Origin of the sequence: Thioalkalivibrio sp. ALR17-21, assembly GCF_000420185.1 — a bacterium.
Lineage (GTDB): Bacteria > Pseudomonadota > Gammaproteobacteria > Ectothiorhodospirales > Ectothiorhodospiraceae > Thioalkalivibrio > Thioalkalivibrio halophilus.
Genome location: NZ_ATUL01000009.1, coordinates 19,053 through 35,321 on the forward strand (window position 1 = coordinate 19,053; position 16,269 = coordinate 35,321).

Below are 16,269 nucleotides of genomic sequence, written 5' to 3' on the forward strand. Positions count from 1 at the left end.
GTTGAATGATGAGTACATGGAAAAAACGCTACCCCCTGTTGCTGGCGCTGCTGCTGCCGGGGGTGCCGGCGGCGGACACGAACCCTTCGCCGCATATCCTCGGCATCGTCTCCGATCGCTCCGCCGCCGAGGTCACGGCCGGGGCGCATCGTTTCCTCGAGGCCTTCCCCGAATCCGACGTGCGCCTGCGCACTCCGGAGCAGCTGGCCGACAAGGATGACTCCGAGGTCACCGCGTTGTGGGAGGACGCGGACGCCGTGCTGGTGGCGGCGGTGCTGGGCGACGAGGTCGGCCGCCTGACGCGGCTGCTGCGCGAGCGCGGTCCGGATGCCGAAGTCCCGCTGCTGGCGATCAACAGCGACCGGCAGCTGACGGCTCTGTCGCGCCTGGATGGCGAGCAGCCGCTGGCCGGTCTGGAAGACGACGAACGGACCGAGCTGGCGGAGAACCCGGATGCCGACGAGGATCCGCGCGAACACCTGCGGGAGCAGCGGCAGGCGTTCCCCGAGCAGGCCGGCTGGCTCACCGGCCGGGCGTATTATCAGGGGCGTACGCCGGAGAGCATGGAGGGTCTGATGCGCTGGCTGGCCGCCGAGGCCGGCCACGACATCGACGTGCCGCAGCCGGATCCGCGCGAGACCATCCGTTTCTACCACGACGGCCGCGCGGTGGATGACGCCGCCGCAATGGATCTGGATGAACGCCCGGCGGTCGCCCTGCTGGACCTGGACACCGGCGACCGGCCGGGCGACCGTGCACTGCTGGATGCCGCCTGCGACGCGCTGGAATCGCGCGATCTGCAGTGCTTCGGCGTGCTGGCGCGCTGGGGCGGCGCCAGCCGTCAGGCGGTGGAGGACCTGGCCCGGTCGGCCGCACCCGCCGATCTCGCCGGCATCGTCTCCCTGCAGGACTTCGTGATCGGGGGCGGCGGTAACCGCGAGGCGGTTGCCGGGGCGCTGGGCGAGCTGGACGTGCCGGTGGTCAAGGGGCTGCGCCTGGCCTCGCGCAGCGAGGATGAATGGCGGGTCGCGCATGACGGCATCCCCTGGGACAGCATCCACTACCAGGTGGCCATGCCCGAACTGCAGGGCGTGAGCCAGCCCACGGTGCTGGCCGCCGCCGGCGAGCCCGAGATCGACGACCGCACCGGCGTGCGCCTGATGCTCTCCGAGCCGATCCGGGAACGGGTCGACGCGGTGGCCGAACGCATGGCCCGCTGGCAGCGCCTGCGCGAGCGCTCCAATGCCGACAAGCGCGTGGCCATCGTCTACTACAACCATCCGCCGGGGCGCCACAACATCGGGGCCGACAAGCTGGACGTCCCCGAGTCGCTGCTGGAGACCCTGGATCTGCTGCGCGACGCGGGCTACGACACCGGGGATCACCCGGAAGATGCAGAAGCCCTGCTGGACGACATCCAGGACCGCGGCGTCAACCTGCCCGAGCATGCCGACGCGGCCGCCGACATCGCCGACCGCGTGGCCAGCCTGGATGCGGAGACCTATCGGTCTTATTTCGAGACCCTGCCGGAGACCGTACAGGCCGAACTGGTGCACGGTCCGGTGGGCTATCTGCACGAGCGGCTGCTCAAGGCCCGCGAACTGGGCGCGACCGACGCCGCCGAGCGCGCGCTGGAGAACGGCATCGGCGACCTGCGCCACATGGTGCAGAACCACTCGCACGACGCACAGGAGCGTGCGCAGTCACTGATCGACCAGCTGGAGCGCGAGTGGGAGGCGCTGCTGGACGGCGGTGGCGATCTGGCCCGGGCGGAATCCCTGCGCGACGCCCTCACGCGCACCGGCATCCCGGGCCTGAGCGGCTGGGGCGAACCCCCGGGCGAGGCCATGATCCACGACGGGGCGATGCATTTCCCCGGGATCGCATACGGCAACGTGTTCATCGGCCCACAGCCGCCGCGGGGCTGGGAGGTCAGCGAGCGTCTGCTGCACGCCAACACCACGTTCCCGCCCACCCATCAGTACGTGGGCTTCTACCACTGGCTGCGCGACCATTTCGAGGCGGATGCGCTGGTCTACATGGGGCGCCACTCCACCCGCGAATTCCTGCCGCGGCGCCGCGCCGGGCTGGCCCCGGACGACTATCCGGAACTCCTCGGCGGCCCGTTGCCGGTGCTGTATCCCTACATCGTCGATGGCGTGGGCGAGGGCATCCAGGCCAAGCGTCGCGCCCAGGGCGTGATCATCAGCCATCTGACGCCGGCGCTGGCGACCACCGAGCTCTACGACGACCTGCTGGAACTGCGCCAGCTGGTCGAAAGCTATGAGGCGAGCACCGACCCGAATTCGCCGACTCAGGCCCGGGCCGCGGAGACGCTGCTGGCCCGAATCGAGGAGCTTGGTCTGAGCGAGACCATCGAGGAGGCGATGGACGCCCATGACCACGACCATGACGAGGAACATGCTCACGAGGGTGATGACCACCACAACCATGACCACTCCGGTGAAAGGGGCAAGGAACACGATCGGGAGCACGAGCACGAGCACGAGCACGAGCACGATCGGCACGAGGATCATGCCGAGGGATATGACGGGAAACACGCGCACGAGCATGAGCACGCGCACGAACACGGGGCCGGGAATGGTCATGAAGAGGACCACGAGGCCGGTCTGGCCGATCTCGACGAAGAGCTTCTGGTCCACGACGTGGGCCACTGGGTGACCGACATGCAGGAGGAGCACATGCCCCTCGGGCTGCATGTGCTGGCCCGCGACTGGGATGGCGAGGCCGTGGACACCATGCTCGACTCCATGGCCGGCGACGCGGAGCCGGACGCGGCGATGCGCGAGGCCCTGGAGGGTTCGCCCGCCAATGAGGGAGCGAACCTGCTGGCGGGGCTCGAGGGCCGTTTCGTGCCGCCGAGCCGCGGCAACGATCCGGTACGCACCCCGGATGTCCTGCCCACCGGGCGCAATTTCCACGCCCTGTCCTCCGATCTGGTGCCCACCCGCATCGCCTGGAGCCTGGGCCAGGACCTGGCCGCGGATGCCCGCGAGCAGGGCGACCCCGAGGCCGAAGGCAGCGAGGCCGTGGTGCTGTGGGCCTCCGACACCGTGCGCGACGAAGGCGTGATGGTGGCCTTCGGACTCGACATGCTGGGGGTCGAGCCCGAGTGGAACAGCCGCGGGATCGTCGAGGGCCTGAAGCTGATGGATCTCGACGAGGCCGATCGTGAGCGTCGGCGGGATGCCCTGTTCACCACCTCGGGCCTGTTCCGCGACCTCTACGAGGATCAGCTGGTCTGGCTGGACCAGGCCGCGCGCCTGGCCCTGGACGGCTCGTCGAAGACCATCCGCGCCGAATATCCCCACCTGGACGAAGCGCTGGACGTGGCCCTGAAACCCCTGGGCGAGGACCTGAGGGATCCGGGCCGGGAGCCGCTGGAGCGCAACGACGTGGCGAGCCAGTGGGTAGCCGATACCCGGGCGCTGAAATCCGATGGCGTGGAGGCGGTCGAGGCCGGCCGCCAGGCGGCGCTGCGGGTGTTCGGCACCGCGCCGGGGGCCTATGGCGCCGGGGTGAACCGTCTGGCCGACCGCTCCGGGGCCTGGGAGGATCGCGCCGAGCTGGCCGACGCCTATGCCCGGCGCATGGGGCATGCGTATGGCGCCGGGACCCGCGGCGAGCCCGCTCACGAGGCCTTCGATGCGCGCCTGGAAGGCGTGGGCCGCACCTATCTGGGACGCGCCAGCCATCTCTACGGCCTGCTGGACAACGACGACGGCTTCGACTTCCAGGGCGGTCTGTCGGCCGCGGTGGAACACGCCCGCGGAACCCCGCCGGACAATCGCATCCTGCAGCATGCCGACCCCGACAACCCGCGCGTGGAGAGCCTGCAGCGTGCGCTGATGACCGAGCTGCACGGGCAGAACCTGAACCCGCAGTGGATCGAGCCGCTGATGGACCACGGCTATGCGGGGGCGCGGACCTTCACTGCCGATTTCGTCAACAACCTGTGGGGCTGGCAGGTGACCAGTCCCCACGTGATCGGTTCCGAAGCCTGGGACCACGTGCACGACGTCTACCTGCAGGACCGGCACGACCTGGGGCTCGACGAGTTCCTGGAAGACGGCCACAAGGTGCACGTGAAGACGCACATGCAGGCCACGCTGCTGGTGGCCGCGAGCCGCGAGTTCTGGGATGCCGACCCCGAGGTCCTGCAGGCGCTGTCCGAGGACTTCGCCGAACTGGTGGTCGAGCACGGCCTGCCCGGCAGCGGTCATACGCGGCCGGATCATCCCGTGCTCGACGAAGTCGCCGAACGCCTGGACGACGCGGAACTGGCCGAGGCCTTCGACGCCGTGCGCGAGGCCGCGCAGATCGAACGCGAGCCCGCCGAGACCGACCCGGCGCGCATGGCCGAGATCCAGCCGCTGGAACAGCCGGATGCCCGCGAGATGCAGGAGGCCCCGGAGCCGGCCGAGGTCGAGCCGGCGGAGGCCGAGGATGGCCGCGAATCGGGCGAGGCACGCGCCATGCCATGGATTCCCTGGCTGGTCTCCGGGGCGCTGTTCGTGCTGCTGCTCGGAGGCATCGTCGCCGGCCGGCGCCGCTAACCGGAGACCGAATATTTCCCCGTAGGAGCCTGCTTGCAGGCGAAGCCCCTGCCAGAGGCCAGCCACGGGCAGTTCGCCTGCAAGCAGGCTCCCACGGGGCACGAATGAATCAGGAGAAATGAGGTAACGCGAATGTCGTTCTCGATCACGATGGAACTGATGGACACGGTGGTGAGCTGGCTGCTGGAGCCGGTGATCATCGGCCTGCTGGTGCTGGTCGCGGTGGCCGTCTGGGAGCTGGGACAGGCCGTGGGCGAGCGCACCGGCGGGGTGCGGCGTCTGGAGGTCAGCGGCAATGCCGAGCGGCTGGCGTTCCTGGCGCGGCGGCGCATCGACCGTGCCGACCTGCTGGCACGCATCGGCCCGATGCTGGGGCTGATGGGGACGCTGATCCCGCTGGGACCGGGGCTGGCGGCCATGGGCCGGGGCGAACTCGACGTACTGGCGCAGGCGGTGACCGTGGCCTTCAACACCACGGTCCTGGGGCTGCTGATCGGTATCCTCGGCTTCCTGCTCGGCCGCCTGCGCCGGCGCTGGTATGACGGCGCGATGGAACGCATGGAGGCGGCATGAGGGTCCCGCACTACCGTGCCAGCCGGTTCGATGCCCCGGACGAGGAACCCATGGGGCCGCTGGCCAACCTTGCGGACATCATGCTGGTGTTCGCGGTCGGCCTGATCGTGGCCCTGGTGGCCGCCGACGACGGGCTGGAACAGCAGGAAGCCGGTGGCGTGGAGGTCGAGGCCGGCGAGGAGGTTCCCGAACTGCCCGACGGTGCCGGCGAGGCCGGCTCCGGTTTCGAATCCATGGGCCAGGTCTACCGTGACCCGGAGACCGGCCGCATGCTGCTGATCGAGGGTGGCGACTGAGCACACCCGAGCCGGCCGCCCGATGGCCGCAAACCGAATCGAGGAACAGGACCATGAGTGAACAGGACGAACGCGCGCGCCGCCATGCCGAGCGCATGGCGCGCAAGAAGGAAGTAGTGGACCGCAAGATCGCCGAGGCGCAGGAGGAACGCGGCGTGTTCCTGGTGCTGACCGGCAACGGCAAGGGCAAGAGCTCCTCCGGCTTCGGCATGGCGGCGCGCGCGCTGGGCCACGACATGCAGGTGGGCATCGTGCAGTTCATCAAGGGCCGTTTTGCCACCGGCGAGGAGGCCTTCTTCAAGCGCCAGGACAACGTGCAGTATCACGTGATGGGCGAGGGCTACACCTGGGAGACCCAGGACCGCGACAAGGATGGCGAGGCCGCGCGCGAGGCCTGGGCCCACGCCCGCGACATGCTGACCGATCCGGCCATCGACCTGGTGCTGCTGGACGAGCTGCACATCGCGCTGAAGTACGGCTATCTGGATGTCGACGAGGTGGTGCGGGACCTTACCGCGCGCCCGGAGATGCAGCACGTGATCACCACCGGCCGCGCGGCCCCGCAGGCCCTGATCGACGCCGCCGACACGGTGACCGAACTGCAGGTCGTCAAGCACGCCTTCCAGGCCGGCATCAAGGCGCAGAAGGGCATCGAGCTGTGACACGGCGGACGCTGCGGGCAGCCATGGCGCTGCGCTACTATCAGGGGGACGACGGCCCGAACCGGAGACTCCAGCATGGGCAACCCGCAACCCGCACAGATGGATGCCGACGCCTTTCTGGCGTGGGAGGCCGAACAGCCGGAGAAGCACGAGTTCGTGGCCGGCGAGGTCTTTGCGATGGGCGGGGCCTCGGATCGGCACGTGACGATCTCGCTCAATGTGGCTTCAGCCCTGCGCGAACACCTGCGCGGCGGACCCTGCCGGACCTTCATCGCGGACATGAAGCTGCGGGTGGAAGCGGCCGATGCCTTTTTCTATCCGGACGTGATGGTCACCTGCGATCCGCAGGACCGGGGGCGCGAGCAGTACAAGCAGGCCCCGCTGCTGGTGGTGGAGGTCCTGTCGCCGTCGACCGAGGCCTTCGACCGCGGGGCGAAGTTCGCCGCCTACCGTTCCCTGGCCTCGCTGCAGGAATACCTGATGATCGACCCGGCCAGCGGCGCGGTGGAGCTCTACCGGCGCGACCCGGAGGATCACTGGGTGCTGTACACCCACGAAGCGTGCGATGCCACGGGGCGCGATGCCACGGGGGATGCCGTGGAGCTGCGCAGCGTCGGCCTGACACTGGAAGGCGGGCGCATCTTCGAGGACGCACCGCCGGAGTCCCCCGCGGGCGAGGCCTGACCGCGCGCGGTCTTTGGCCGGACGGGCACCGGGGTCGGCAGGCGGCCGGCCTGCAGTTGGAGGTGTCGGCATGAGTGCCCCGGTGAGCTGTCCGGCGGCGTTCGTGGCGGCGCCGGCCTCGGGGCAGGGCAAGACCACGGTCACCGCCGCGATCGCGCGTTACCATCGCAACCAGGGACGCCGGGTGCGGGTGTTCAAGACCGGCCCGGATTTCCTCGATCCGATGATCCTGGAGCAGGCCTCCGGGCATCCGGTGGATCCGCTGCATCTGTGGATGGTGGGCGAGGCGGCCTGCCGGGCGAAGCTGCATGCCGCCGCACAGGATGCGGACCTGATCCTGGTCGAGGGCTCCATGGGCCTGTTCGACGGCGACCCTTCGGGTGCCGATCTGGCGGTGGCCTTCGGCCTGCCGGTGCTGGCGCTGGTGGATGCCGGCGGCATGGCCCAGACCTTCGGCGCCATCGTGCACGGGCTGGCGACCTGGCGCCCGGAGATGCCGCTGGCCGGGGTGATCGCCAACCGCACCGGCAGCCCGGGACACGGGCGCATGCTGCGCGATGCGACCCCGGACGGCGTGCATTTCTTTGGCGCGATCCAGCGCAACGAGGCCCTGAGCGTGCCCGACCGCCACCTCGGGCTGGTGCAGGCCGGCGAGGTCGCCGACCTGGACGCCCGTCTGGAGGCCGCCGCGCAGGCGATCGCCGAGGCCGGGGTGACCGAGCTGCCGGCCCCGGTGGCGTTCGCCCCCGAAGCGGCCTCCGGTGCGGAGCCCGACTCGCACTCCGGGACTGAACGGGCCCCGCGGCTGGACGGGTTGCGCATCGGCATCGCCCGCGACGCGGCGTTCGCCTTCACCTATCCGGGCAACCTCGAGTTCCTGCGCGCACAGGGCGCGCGGCTGGAGTTCTTCTCCCCGGTGGCCGGCGATCGCCTGCCCGAGGTGGATGCGGTGTGGTTGCCCGGCGGCTATCCCGAGCTGCACCTGGATGCACTGGCGGCCAACACCGGTTTGAAGGCGGACCTGGCCGCGCATCACGGGGCCGGCCGGCCGATTCTGGCCGAGTGTGGCGGCTTCCTCTATCTGCTGGAAGAGCTGGCGGACCGCAACGGCCACGCCGCGCCCATGGCCGGTCTGCTGCCGGGGCATGCGCGTCTGGAGGACAAGCTGCAGGGCCTCGGGTTGCAGGCCGCGCCGCTGCCGGAGGGCGAGCTGCGCGGCCACACCTTCCACCACACCCGGGCCGAGGTCGGGCTGGAACCTGTCGCGCACTGCACCCGTGCCCGCGGCGCCGGTTCCACCGGCGAGGCGGTCTACCGCGACGGCCGGCTGACCGCCACCTACCTGCACGCCTGGTTCCCCTCCAATCCGGAGGCGGCCGCGGCACTGTTCGCGTCATGAGTCGGGCGTTCACGGACAGCACGCCGGCCGCCGGCCGCGTGGATCTGGTCGGCGCCGGGCCGGGTGATCCCGGGCTGCTGACGCTGGACGCGGCCGCGGCGCTGCGCGATGCCGAGGTGCTGCTGCACGACCGCTTGATCCCCGAGGCGATCCTTGCGATGGCCAGTCCGCAGGCCGAACGCCGCTATGTGGGCAAGGCGCGCTCCAACCACAGCCTGCGCCAGGAGGAGCTGAACGCGCTGATGATCGAGCGTGCCCGCGAGGGGCGTTACGTGGTGCGGCTGAAGGGCGGGGATCCGTATGTCTTCGGCCGTGGCGGCGAGGAGGCGGCGGCGCTGGCGGCGGCCGGTATCCCGGTGCGGGTCATCCCCGGCATCAGCGCGGCTGGTGGCTGCGCGGCGTTCGCCGGCATCCCGCTGACCCACCGCGATCATGCCCATCGCTGCCAGTTCGTGACCGCGCACCGGCGCAATGGCAGTACCGAGCTGGACTGGGAGGCGCTGGCCGCCCCGCGACAGACGGTGGTGATCTACATGGGGCTGAACCCGCTGGCGGAGATCTGTGCCGGGCTGGTCGCCGCCGGCGCCCCGGCCAAGCGGCCCGCCGCCATCATCGAGCACGGGACCCGGCCGGGGCAGCGCGTGGTCGCCGGCACCCTGGGGGACCTGCCCGGGCGCACCGCGGCGCTGGCGCTGGAGTCGCCCAGTCTGCTGATCGTGGGCGACGTGGTGGGCGAACGTGCCCGGCTGACCGGCGATGCTTCCGGGGCGCCCGCGATGGACCTCGGCGCGGTTGACGGGATCCATGGTTGAACCCGTACCCGAGCCGGGCGCGCAACCCGGAGCGATGCGCGCGGAGAGCCGTGACGGCACCGCACCGCTGCGCACCGGCCTGACCACCGGCACCAGCGCAACCGCGGCGGCCCTGGGGGCGGCGCGGCTGGCGCTGGCCGGCGAGCGGAGTGCGGCGGCCGAGGTGGTGCTGCCGCGCGGCCAGGTGGTCAGCCTCGCGCTGGCGGCGCTGGAAGTGGTACCCGGTGGCGCCGAGTCCGCGGTCATCAAGGACGCCGGCGACGATCCCGATGCCACCCACGGCGCCCGGATCCGCGCGCGGGTGGAGCCGCGGCCGGCCGCGGGGGTGACCTTCATCGCCGGGCCCGGCGTGGGCACGGTGACCCGCACCGGCCTGGTGCTGTCGCCGGGGGAACCGGCGATCAACCCGGTGCCGCGGCGGATGATCACGGACCACCTCGAGCGCCTGGCCCGCGAGCTCGGGCACCCGGGCGGCTTCCGCGTGACCGTCAGCGTGGACGGGGGCGAGAACATTGCGCGCCGCACCATGAACCCGCGTCTGGGCATCCTCGGCGGCATCTCGATCCTCGGCACCACCGGCATCGTGCGGCCCTTCTCCTGTTCCGCCTACATCGCCTCCATCCACCAGGCCATCGACGTGGCGCGGGCCAACGGCCTGCCGCAGGTCGCCTGCTGCACCGGCGGCACCAGCGAACGCGCCGCGAGCGAGCGCTACGGGCTGGACGAGATGGGGCTGGTGGAGATGGGCGACTTCTTCGGCGCGGCGCTCAAGTACCTGCGGCGCCAGCCGCTGCCGCGCGTCGCGCTGGTGGCAGGCTTCGCCAAGCTGGGCAAGTTCGCCGCCGGGCACCCGGATACCCACAGCCGCAGCAGCTCGATCGACCTGGATTTCATCGCCGCCACCGCCGCGGCCGCCGGGGCGGATGCCGCGCTGGCGCGGCAGATCCGCGGCTGCAACACCAGCATCGAGGCCCTCGCCGCCTGTCAGGAGGCCGGCGTGGCACTGGGGGACCGCATCGCGGCGCTGGCCCTGGAGCAGGCGCGCAGCTATCAGCTGCCCGAGACCACGCTGGAGGTGGTCGCGGTGGATCGCCAGGGCCGGGTGGTGGGGACGGCGGGCGACCACGACCATGCCACGGGGGTGACGCGATGAGCGCCCCGGCCATCGCCATCGACGACCTCGCCAAGCGCTATCGCGGTGGCCGGGTCGGCCTGGACGGGGTCAGCCTGCACGTCGAGCCGGGGGCGTTCTTCGGCCTGCTGGGGCCGAATGGCGCCGGCAAGACCACCCTGATCGGGCTGCTGACCTCGCTGCTGCGCCTGGAGCGCGGCACGGTGCGGATCTTCGGCCATGACGTCGCGCGCGAGCCGGTGGCGGCGCGGCGTCTGGTCGGTCTGGTGCCGCAGGAGGTCAATTTCAACAGCTTCGAGCCGGTGGGCGAGATCATCGAGACCCAGGGCGCCTACTACGGGCTGTCGCCGCGCCGGGCGCGCCGCCGCACCGACGAACTGTGCGAGCGCCTGGGGCTGGCCGACCGCCGCCGGCAGACCGCCTGGGGGCTGTCCGGGGGCTTCAAGCGGCGCCTGCTGCTGGCGCGCGCGCTGGTGCACCAGCCGCGCCTGCTGGTGCTGGACGAACCCACCGCCGGCGTCGATCTGGAGGCGCGCCACGACCTCTGGACCCTGCTGCAGGAACTGAACGCGGATGGCGTGACCATCCTGCTGACCACGCATTATCTGGAGGAAGCCGAGCGCCTGTGCCGCGAGCTGGCCATCATCGATGGCGGGCGCATCATTGCCCGCGGCGGCACCGGCGAGCTGCTGCGCGGGCTGCGCTTCCAGACCCTGGTGGTGGAACTGGCCGAGCCGCTGGCGCGGCCCGGGGAGCTCGCGCTGTCCGCCGGCACCCTGCGTCCGGTGGATGCGCACACCCTGGAGGTGGACGTGCCGCGCGGCACCGAGCTGAACCCGGTGTTCGCCGAACTGACCGCCGCCGGGGTGCGTATCGCCGGGCTGCGCGAGAAGGGCAACCGGCTGGAGACCCGCTTTCTCGAACTGCTGCGCGAGCGCGGCGGGGAGGGCGCGGCATGAGCCCGATGCACAACGCCGCCTTGTACTGGTACGCCTGGCGCGGGCTGGTGGTGAAGCAGGTGCGCCGCTTCCTGCGCGGCTGGGTGCAGAACCTGCTGCCGTCGCTGGTGACCGCGGTGCTGTTTCTCGCGGTGCTGGGGCATCTGGTGGGGCGCGAGATCGGCACCCTGGGCGGCGTGCCCTATGCCGACTTCATCCTGCCGGGCCTGGTGATGCTGGCGGTGGTGACCAACGCCTACGGCAACAGCAGCCTCGCGCTGTTCGGCGCGCGCCTGCAGCGCCACATCGAGGAGATCCTGGTGGCGCCGATGCCGGCGTGGCTGGTGGTGGCCGGGTTTGCCACCGCCGGGGTACTGCGCGGGCTGCTGGCCGGGGCGCTGGTGCTGGCGGTGGCGCTGCCGTTCAGCGATCTGCAGCTGCATCACGCCGGGGCGGTGCTGGGGATCGCGCTGCTGACCGCGGTGCTGTTCTCGCTGGCGGGCCTGATCAACGGCCTGTACGCGCGCAGCTTCGACCACACCTCGGTGATCAGCACCTTCGTGCTGACCCCGCTGATCTATCTCGGCGGGCTGTTCTATCCGGTGGAGCGCCTGGCCGCTCCCTGGCAGGGGATCGCGCAGCTGAACCCGCTCTATTACGTGATCGAGGGCTTCCGCCACGGCCTGCTGGGGGTCAGCGCGGTCGCCTGGACCACGACCTTCGCGGTGCTGGCCGCCGCCTGTGTACTGGTCGCCGGCGGGGCCTGGTATCTGCTGGCCCACAGCCGGAGGCTGCGCTCATGAACCGTCCGGCGGCGCCGCAGCCGCCGCGGGTACGCGGGGCCTGCCCCGGGGTGGCGGCGCCGATGGCCACCGGGGACGGCTATCTGCTGCGCCTGCGCCACCCGATCGGGGGGCTGGGGGCGGCCGCGGCGCGGGTGCTGGCGGACACCGCGCGGCGGCTGGGCAACGGCGAACTGGAACTGACCCTGCGCGGCAACCTGCAGCTGCGCGGCGTGGCGGCCGGCGACCTGGACGCGGCGCGCGCGGCCCTGGCCCCCACCGGTCTGGTGGATGCGCAGGCGGAGCGCGAGGCGCGGCGCAACGTGCTGGCGGCGCCGGTGCCGGACCTCGACCCGGAGGCGGTGGATGTGCTGGCGCTGGCGCGCGCGGTGAGCGCCGCGATCGTCGACGCGCCCGCGCTGCGGGGCCTGCCGGCCAAGGTGGGCGTGGTGGTCGACGGTGGCGGGCGTGCCTCGCTGCGCGGGGTGCCGGCGGATCTGCGTCTGGATCCGCTCGCCGGCGCGGGGCCTCGTTTCCGCCTGGCGGCCGGAGGCACCGCGGCCACGGCGACCCCGCTCGGCGAGGTGTCGGCGCAGCACGCCCCGGCGGCGGTGGTGCGCACCCTGTGCGCGTTCCTCGAGCAGCGCGCCGTGCTGGATCCGCCGCCGGGGCGGTTGCGTGACGCGGTGGGCATGCCCGGGAGCGAGGCGCTGCGCCTGCCGGGCGCGGAGAGGGAGACGCCGGGGGCGGTCGCCAACGCCGACACGCCGGTGCGCGTCGGGGGCTGGCTCGGCGCGGCGGCCGGCGGGGCGTGGGTGGGGGCGGTCTTCCCGTTCGGCGTGATCGACGCCGACCGGCTGCAGCGGCTGGCCGCGTGGCTGGAGCCGCACGGCGGCGGCCTGCGCCTGACGCCGTGGCGGGCGCTGCTGGCGACCGGCGTGGCCGCGGAGGCCGCCCCGGAGCTGCAGCGCCTGCTGCGGGAACTGGGCGCGGTGACCGAGCGGGCGGACCGGCGCCTGGCGGCGGATGCCTGTGTCGGGCGGCCGGGCTGCGCCTCGGCGCACATCGCCGCGCGCAGCGAGGCGGCCGCGCTGGTGCAGCGCATGCCGACCCTGGCCGCGAGCGGGGTGCGGCTGCAGGTATCCGCCTGCGACAAGCGCTGCGCGGCGCCGCCGCGGACGGATGGCGGGGTGGTCGAGTGGATCGCGCGGCCGGACGGCCATGCCGTGGTGCTGCGCTCGCGGCCCGGTGCGGCCCTTGAATGGAGCGGGCTGGCCCCGGCGCAGGCGCGCGTCCGGATCGCGGCGCTGGAGCGGGCGTTCGCCCGTCAACGCAATGCTGGAGAGGAGTTGCAGACCATGCTGGAACGGATCGGGCCCGAGGCCTGGAATGCCGCGGTGGACGCGGCGCTGTGCGAGGAGGACGAACGTGACGGAGACTGAGGCCTGGCGCTACGAGCGCGACGGGAAGGCGATCTATGCGGAGTCGTTCGCGATCATCCGCGCCGAGGCGGACCTGGAGCGTTTCCCGGCGGATCTGGTGGCGGCGGTGGAACGCATGATCCACAGCTGCGGCATGCCCGATCTGGCGCAGGACATCCGCTTCTCGCCGGGTGCCGGCAGCGCGATCCGGCAGGCGCTGGAGGCCGGGGCCCCGGTGCTGTGCGACAGCGAGATGGTGGCCCACGGCATCACCCGCGCGCGCCTGCCGGCAGACAACCCGGTGCGCTGCACCCTGCGCGATGCGCGCGTGCCGGAGCTGGCGCGCGAACTGGACCACACACGCAGCGCGGCGGCGATGGAGCTGTGGCGTCCCGAGCTGGCCGGCGCCGTGGTGGCCATCGGCAATGCCCCCACCGCGCTGTTCCGCCTGCTGGAGATGCTGCGCGACGGCGCGCCGCGCCCGGCGGCGGTGATCGGCATCCCGGTGGGCTTCGTCGGCGCGGTGGAGAGCAAGCAGGCGCTGGCGGACAACCCGTTCGGGCTGGAATACCTGACCGTGGCCGGGCGCCGCGGCGGCAGCGCGATCACTGCCGGGGCGGTCAACGGCCTGGGGAGGGAGCCGGCATGAGTGCGGCGGACACGAGCGGGCCCGGAACGGTCGAACCCGGAACGATCGAACCCGGGGTGCTCTGCGGGGTCGGCACCGGCCCCGGGGACCCCGAACTGATGACCTTCCGCGCCGCGCGGCGCATCGCCGAGGCGCCGGTGGTGGCGTATTTCTGCAAGCGCGGGACCACCGGGCAGGCGCGGCGCATCGCGGATGCGCACATCGGTCCCGGGCAGATCGAGGAGGCGCTGGAGTATCCGGTGACCAACGAGATCGCCCACGAAGAGGAGAGCTACCGCAGCCGCATCGAGGCGTTCTTCGACCAGTGCGCCGAACGCCTGGCGGCCCATCTGGAGGCCGGCCATTCGGTCTGCGTGCTCAACGAGGGTGACCCGTATTTCTACGGTTCGTTCATGCACGTGCACCTGCGCCTGCGCGAGCGCTTTCGCAGCGAGGTGGTCCCCGGGGTGATCTCGCCGATCGCCGCGGCGGCGCAACTGCCGGCGCCGCTGGTGATGCGCGACGACACCCTGAGCGTCGTGCCGGGGACGCTGCCGGAGGCGGAACTGGAGGCGGCGCTCGCGCCCGCGCAGGCCGCGGTGATCATGAAGCTCGGCAAGCAGCTGCCGAAGATCCGCCGCGTGCTGGAGCGCCTGGGGCTGACCGCGCGCGCCTGGTACATCGAACGCGCGAGCTTCGACGAGGAACGCGTGCGGCCGCTGGCCGAGGCGCTCGAGGAGACGCCCGGGGAGGCGCCGTATTTCTCCCTGATCGTGATCCACGGCGAGGGGGTGCGGCGATGAGCGGGCGTCTGAGCGTGGTCGGGGTCGGCCCGGCCGGCCCCGAATGGATCACGCCGGAGGTGACCGCGCTGCTCGCGGATGCCACCGATCTGGTCGGCTACGGGCCGTACCTGGAGCGCGTGGCCGGGGCCCATCACCGCGTGCATGCCTCCGACAACCGCGAGGAACTGGCGCGCGCGGCGCATGCGCTGGACATGGCCGCCGAGGGGCGCGACGTGGCGGTGGTCTCCGGGGGGGATCCCGGGGTGTTCGCGATGGCCGCGGCGGTGTTCGAGGCCCTGGAGGGCGCGGAGCCGGGCCGCTGGGATGCGGTGGCGGTGGAGGTGCTGCCCGGGGTGTCGGCGATGCAGGCGGCCGCGGCGCGGCTGGGGGCGCCGCTGGGCAACGACTTCTGCGCGATCTCGCTGTCGGACAATCTCAAGCCGTGGTCGCTGATCCGGCGGCGGGTACGGCTGGCGGCCGAGGCCGACTTCGCCATGGCCTTCTACAACCCGATCTCGCGCGCGCGGCCATGGCAGCTGGGCGCGGCGCTGGACATCGTGCGCGAGGTCCAGGGTCCGGACACCCTGGTGGTGCTGGCCACCGCGGTGGGCCGCGGCGAGCGGGAGGAGCTGCGGGTCGCCACCCTCGGCGAGGTGGATCCGGCGGCGGCCAACATGAGCACGCTGGTGATCGTCGGCGCCGCCTCCACCCGGGTGCTGGAGCGCCGCTCCGGCCGGCGCCATGTGTACACCCCGCGCTATGTCGAGTCGGCGGAGTCGCGGTGAACGCGCGCGAGGCCTTCCAGCCACTCCAGGGCCGCCTGCGGGGCGTGGAAGCGGGGCACCCCGGGGGCGTCCGGCGGCCGATCCACCATCACCACCGGGATGCCGCGTTCGCGCGCGGCCTGCAGCTTGGGGGCGGTGGCCTCGCCGCCGCTGTCCTTGGTGACCAGCACGTCGATGGCGTGGGTCTCCAGCAGCCGGTGCTCGTCGGCCAGGCTGAACGGGCCGCGGGCCCGCAGCCAGGTGACCCGGGGCAGCGCCGGCGGCGGTTCCGGCGGGTCGATGGTGCGGATCACGTAGTCCAGCTCGGGCGCGGCCGCGAAGGCCTCCAGGTGCTGGCGCCCGGTGGTGATGAGCACGCGCCGGCCGAGGCCGGGGAGCGCGCGGGCGGCGGCCTCCAGGTCGGACACGCGCAGCCAGTGATCCCCGGGGCCGGCCTGCCACGGCGGCCGGGTCAGCCGGGCCAGGGGCACGCCGGCCCGGCGCGTGGCGGCGACGGCATTGGCCGAGATCTGCCGCGCGAACGGGTGGGTGGCGTCGACCACGGCGTCGATGGCGTGGTCGCGCAGCCAGGCGGCGAGGCCGTCGGCACCGCCGAATCCGCCCGTGCGCCGGGTCAGCCGCGAGGGCGCCGGTTTGCGCGTGCGTCCGGCCAGCGAGACGGTGGCGTGCAGCCGCGGGTGGCCGTCCAGCAGCGGTTCCAGTGCCGCGGCCTCGGTGGTGCCGCCCAGCAGCAGGATCCGCCGCGGGCGCGCCGCCCGGGGAGCGGTATCGGTGGATGAACGGGAGCTCATGAGG

The 16,269-nt window shown here is 72.5% G+C and carries 15 protein-coding genes; 14 read left to right on the forward strand and 1 reads right to left on the reverse strand.

From position 1 onward, the window contains the following. Positions 1–38: 38 nt before the first annotated feature. From G020_RS0106480 to cobJ, 14 genes are all read left to right on the forward strand, one after another. Positions 39–4,577 carry a cobaltochelatase subunit CobN gene (locus G020_RS0106480; protein WP_024329022.1) on the forward strand — a complete coding sequence of 1,513 codons (4,539 nt, stop codon included), beginning with the start codon at positions 39–41 and terminating at the stop codon, positions 4,575–4,577. Positions 4,578–4,709: 132 nt separating this feature from the next. Continuing rightward, entirely contained in the window at positions 4,710–5,150 is a 441-nt protein-coding gene (locus tag G020_RS0106485) for a MotA/TolQ/ExbB proton channel family protein (protein WP_024329023.1), read from the forward strand. Then, positions 5,147–5,446 carry a DUF2149 domain-containing protein gene (locus G020_RS0106490; RefSeq protein ID WP_018946961.1) on the forward strand — a complete coding sequence of 100 codons (300 nt, stop codon included), beginning with the start codon at positions 5,147–5,149 and terminating at the stop codon, positions 5,444–5,446. Before G020_RS0106485 ends, G020_RS0106490 begins: the two co-directional genes overlap by 4 nt. 53 nt (positions 5,447–5,499) lie before the next feature. Then, positions 5,500–6,108, forward strand: a complete 609-nt coding sequence (gene cobO / locus G020_RS0106495) for a cob(I)yrinic acid a,c-diamide adenosyltransferase (protein ID WP_024329024.1) — start codon at positions 5,500–5,502, stop codon at positions 6,106–6,108. A gap of 75 nt (positions 6,109–6,183) precedes the next feature. After that, positions 6,184–6,792, forward strand: coding sequence for a Uma2 family endonuclease (locus G020_RS0106500; RefSeq protein WP_024329025.1), 609 nt, complete (start codon positions 6,184–6,186; stop codon positions 6,790–6,792). A 70-nt stretch (positions 6,793–6,862) separates the two neighbouring features. Beyond that, entirely contained in the window at positions 6,863–8,191 is a 1,329-nt protein-coding gene (locus G020_RS0106505; protein ID WP_024329026.1) for a cobyrinate a,c-diamide synthase, read from the forward strand. Continuing rightward, entirely contained in the window at positions 8,188–9,003 is an 816-nt protein-coding gene (gene cobA / locus G020_RS0106510) for a uroporphyrinogen-III C-methyltransferase (protein ID WP_024329027.1), read from the forward strand. Before G020_RS0106505 ends, cobA begins: the two co-directional genes overlap by 4 nt. 34 nt (positions 9,004–9,037) lie before the next feature. Further along, positions 9,038–10,156, forward strand: a complete 1,119-nt coding sequence (locus tag G020_RS0106515; protein ID WP_024329028.1) for a cobalt-precorrin-5B (C(1))-methyltransferase — start codon at positions 9,038–9,040, stop codon at positions 10,154–10,156. Next, positions 10,153–11,094: an ABC transporter ATP-binding protein gene (locus G020_RS0106520; protein WP_018946967.1), complete on the forward strand. Its 942-nt coding sequence runs from the start codon at positions 10,153–10,155 to the stop codon at positions 11,092–11,094. Before G020_RS0106515 ends, G020_RS0106520 begins: the two co-directional genes overlap by 4 nt. Then, positions 11,091–11,876: an ABC transporter permease gene (locus G020_RS0106525; protein ID WP_043688996.1), complete on the forward strand. Its 786-nt coding sequence runs from the start codon at positions 11,091–11,093 to the stop codon at positions 11,874–11,876. The genes G020_RS0106520 and G020_RS0106525 overlap by 4 nt, the downstream gene beginning before the upstream one ends. After that, on the forward strand, positions 11,873–13,297 hold the full coding sequence (gene cobG, locus G020_RS0106530; protein WP_018946969.1) for a precorrin-3B synthase: 1,425 nt from the start codon (positions 11,873–11,875) through the stop codon (positions 13,295–13,297). The genes G020_RS0106525 and cobG overlap by 4 nt, the downstream gene beginning before the upstream one ends. After that, positions 13,284–13,925 carry a precorrin-8X methylmutase gene (locus tag G020_RS0106535; RefSeq protein ID WP_018946970.1) on the forward strand — a complete coding sequence of 214 codons (642 nt, stop codon included), beginning with the start codon at positions 13,284–13,286 and terminating at the stop codon, positions 13,923–13,925. Before cobG ends, G020_RS0106535 begins: the two co-directional genes overlap by 14 nt. Further along, a complete protein-coding gene (locus G020_RS0106540) occupies positions 13,922–14,707 on the forward strand; it encodes a precorrin-2 C(20)-methyltransferase (protein WP_024329030.1) in 786 nt (261 codons plus the stop codon). The genes G020_RS0106535 and G020_RS0106540 overlap by 4 nt, the downstream gene beginning before the upstream one ends. Next, positions 14,704–15,474 carry a precorrin-3B C(17)-methyltransferase gene (cobJ, locus tag G020_RS0106545; protein WP_024329031.1) on the forward strand — a complete coding sequence of 257 codons (771 nt, stop codon included), beginning with the start codon at positions 14,704–14,706 and terminating at the stop codon, positions 15,472–15,474. Before G020_RS0106540 ends, cobJ begins: the two co-directional genes overlap by 4 nt. On the opposite strand, the gene G020_RS0106550 is transcribed toward cobJ, so the two are convergent. Continuing rightward, complete coding sequence (locus tag G020_RS0106550) at positions 15,447–16,265, reverse strand: cobalt-precorrin-6A reductase (RefSeq protein ID WP_024329032.1); 819 nt, start codon at positions 16,263–16,265, stop codon at positions 15,447–15,449. The genes cobJ and G020_RS0106550 overlap by 28 nt on opposite strands. Positions 16,266–16,269: the final 4 nt, after the last annotated feature.

What these genes read in the sequence shown, in the direction of transcription:
- cobJ (WP_024329031.1), top strand. Translation starts at nt 14,704, where the DNA reads ATGAGCGGGCGTCTGAGCGTGGTCGGGGTCGGCCCGGCCGGCCCCGAA.
- cobG (WP_018946969.1), top strand. Translation starts at nt 11,873, where the DNA reads ATGAACCGTCCGGCGGCGCCGCAGCCGCCGCGGGTACGCGGGGCCTGC.
- G020_RS0106520 (WP_018946967.1), top strand. Translation starts at nt 10,153, where the DNA reads ATGAGCGCCCCGGCCATCGCCATCGACGACCTCGCCAAGCGCTATCGC.
- G020_RS0106515 (WP_024329028.1), top strand. Translation starts at nt 9,038, where the DNA reads ATGCGCGCGGAGAGCCGTGACGGCACCGCACCGCTGCGCACCGGCCTG.
- cobA (WP_024329027.1), top strand. Translation starts at nt 8,188, where the DNA reads ATGAGTCGGGCGTTCACGGACAGCACGCCGGCCGCCGGCCGCGTGGAT.
- G020_RS0106540 (WP_024329030.1), top strand. Translation starts at nt 13,922, where the DNA reads ATGAGTGCGGCGGACACGAGCGGGCCCGGAACGGTCGAACCCGGAACG.
- G020_RS0106505 (WP_024329026.1), top strand. Translation starts at nt 6,863, where the DNA reads ATGAGTGCCCCGGTGAGCTGTCCGGCGGCGTTCGTGGCGGCGCCGGCC.
- cobO (WP_024329024.1), top strand. Translation starts at nt 5,500, where the DNA reads ATGAGTGAACAGGACGAACGCGCGCGCCGCCATGCCGAGCGCATGGCG.
- G020_RS0106485 (WP_024329023.1), top strand. Translation starts at nt 4,710, where the DNA reads ATGTCGTTCTCGATCACGATGGAACTGATGGACACGGTGGTGAGCTGG.
- G020_RS0106550 (WP_024329032.1), bottom strand. Translation starts at nt 16,265, where the DNA reads ATGAGCTCCCGTTCATCCACCGATACCGCTCCCCGGGCGGCGCGCCCG.
- G020_RS0106525 (WP_043688996.1), top strand. Translation starts at nt 11,091, where the DNA reads ATGAGCCCGATGCACAACGCCGCCTTGTACTGGTACGCCTGGCGCGGG.
- G020_RS0106500 (WP_024329025.1), top strand. Translation starts at nt 6,184, where the DNA reads ATGGGCAACCCGCAACCCGCACAGATGGATGCCGACGCCTTTCTGGCG.
- G020_RS0106490 (WP_018946961.1), top strand. Translation starts at nt 5,147, where the DNA reads ATGAGGGTCCCGCACTACCGTGCCAGCCGGTTCGATGCCCCGGACGAG.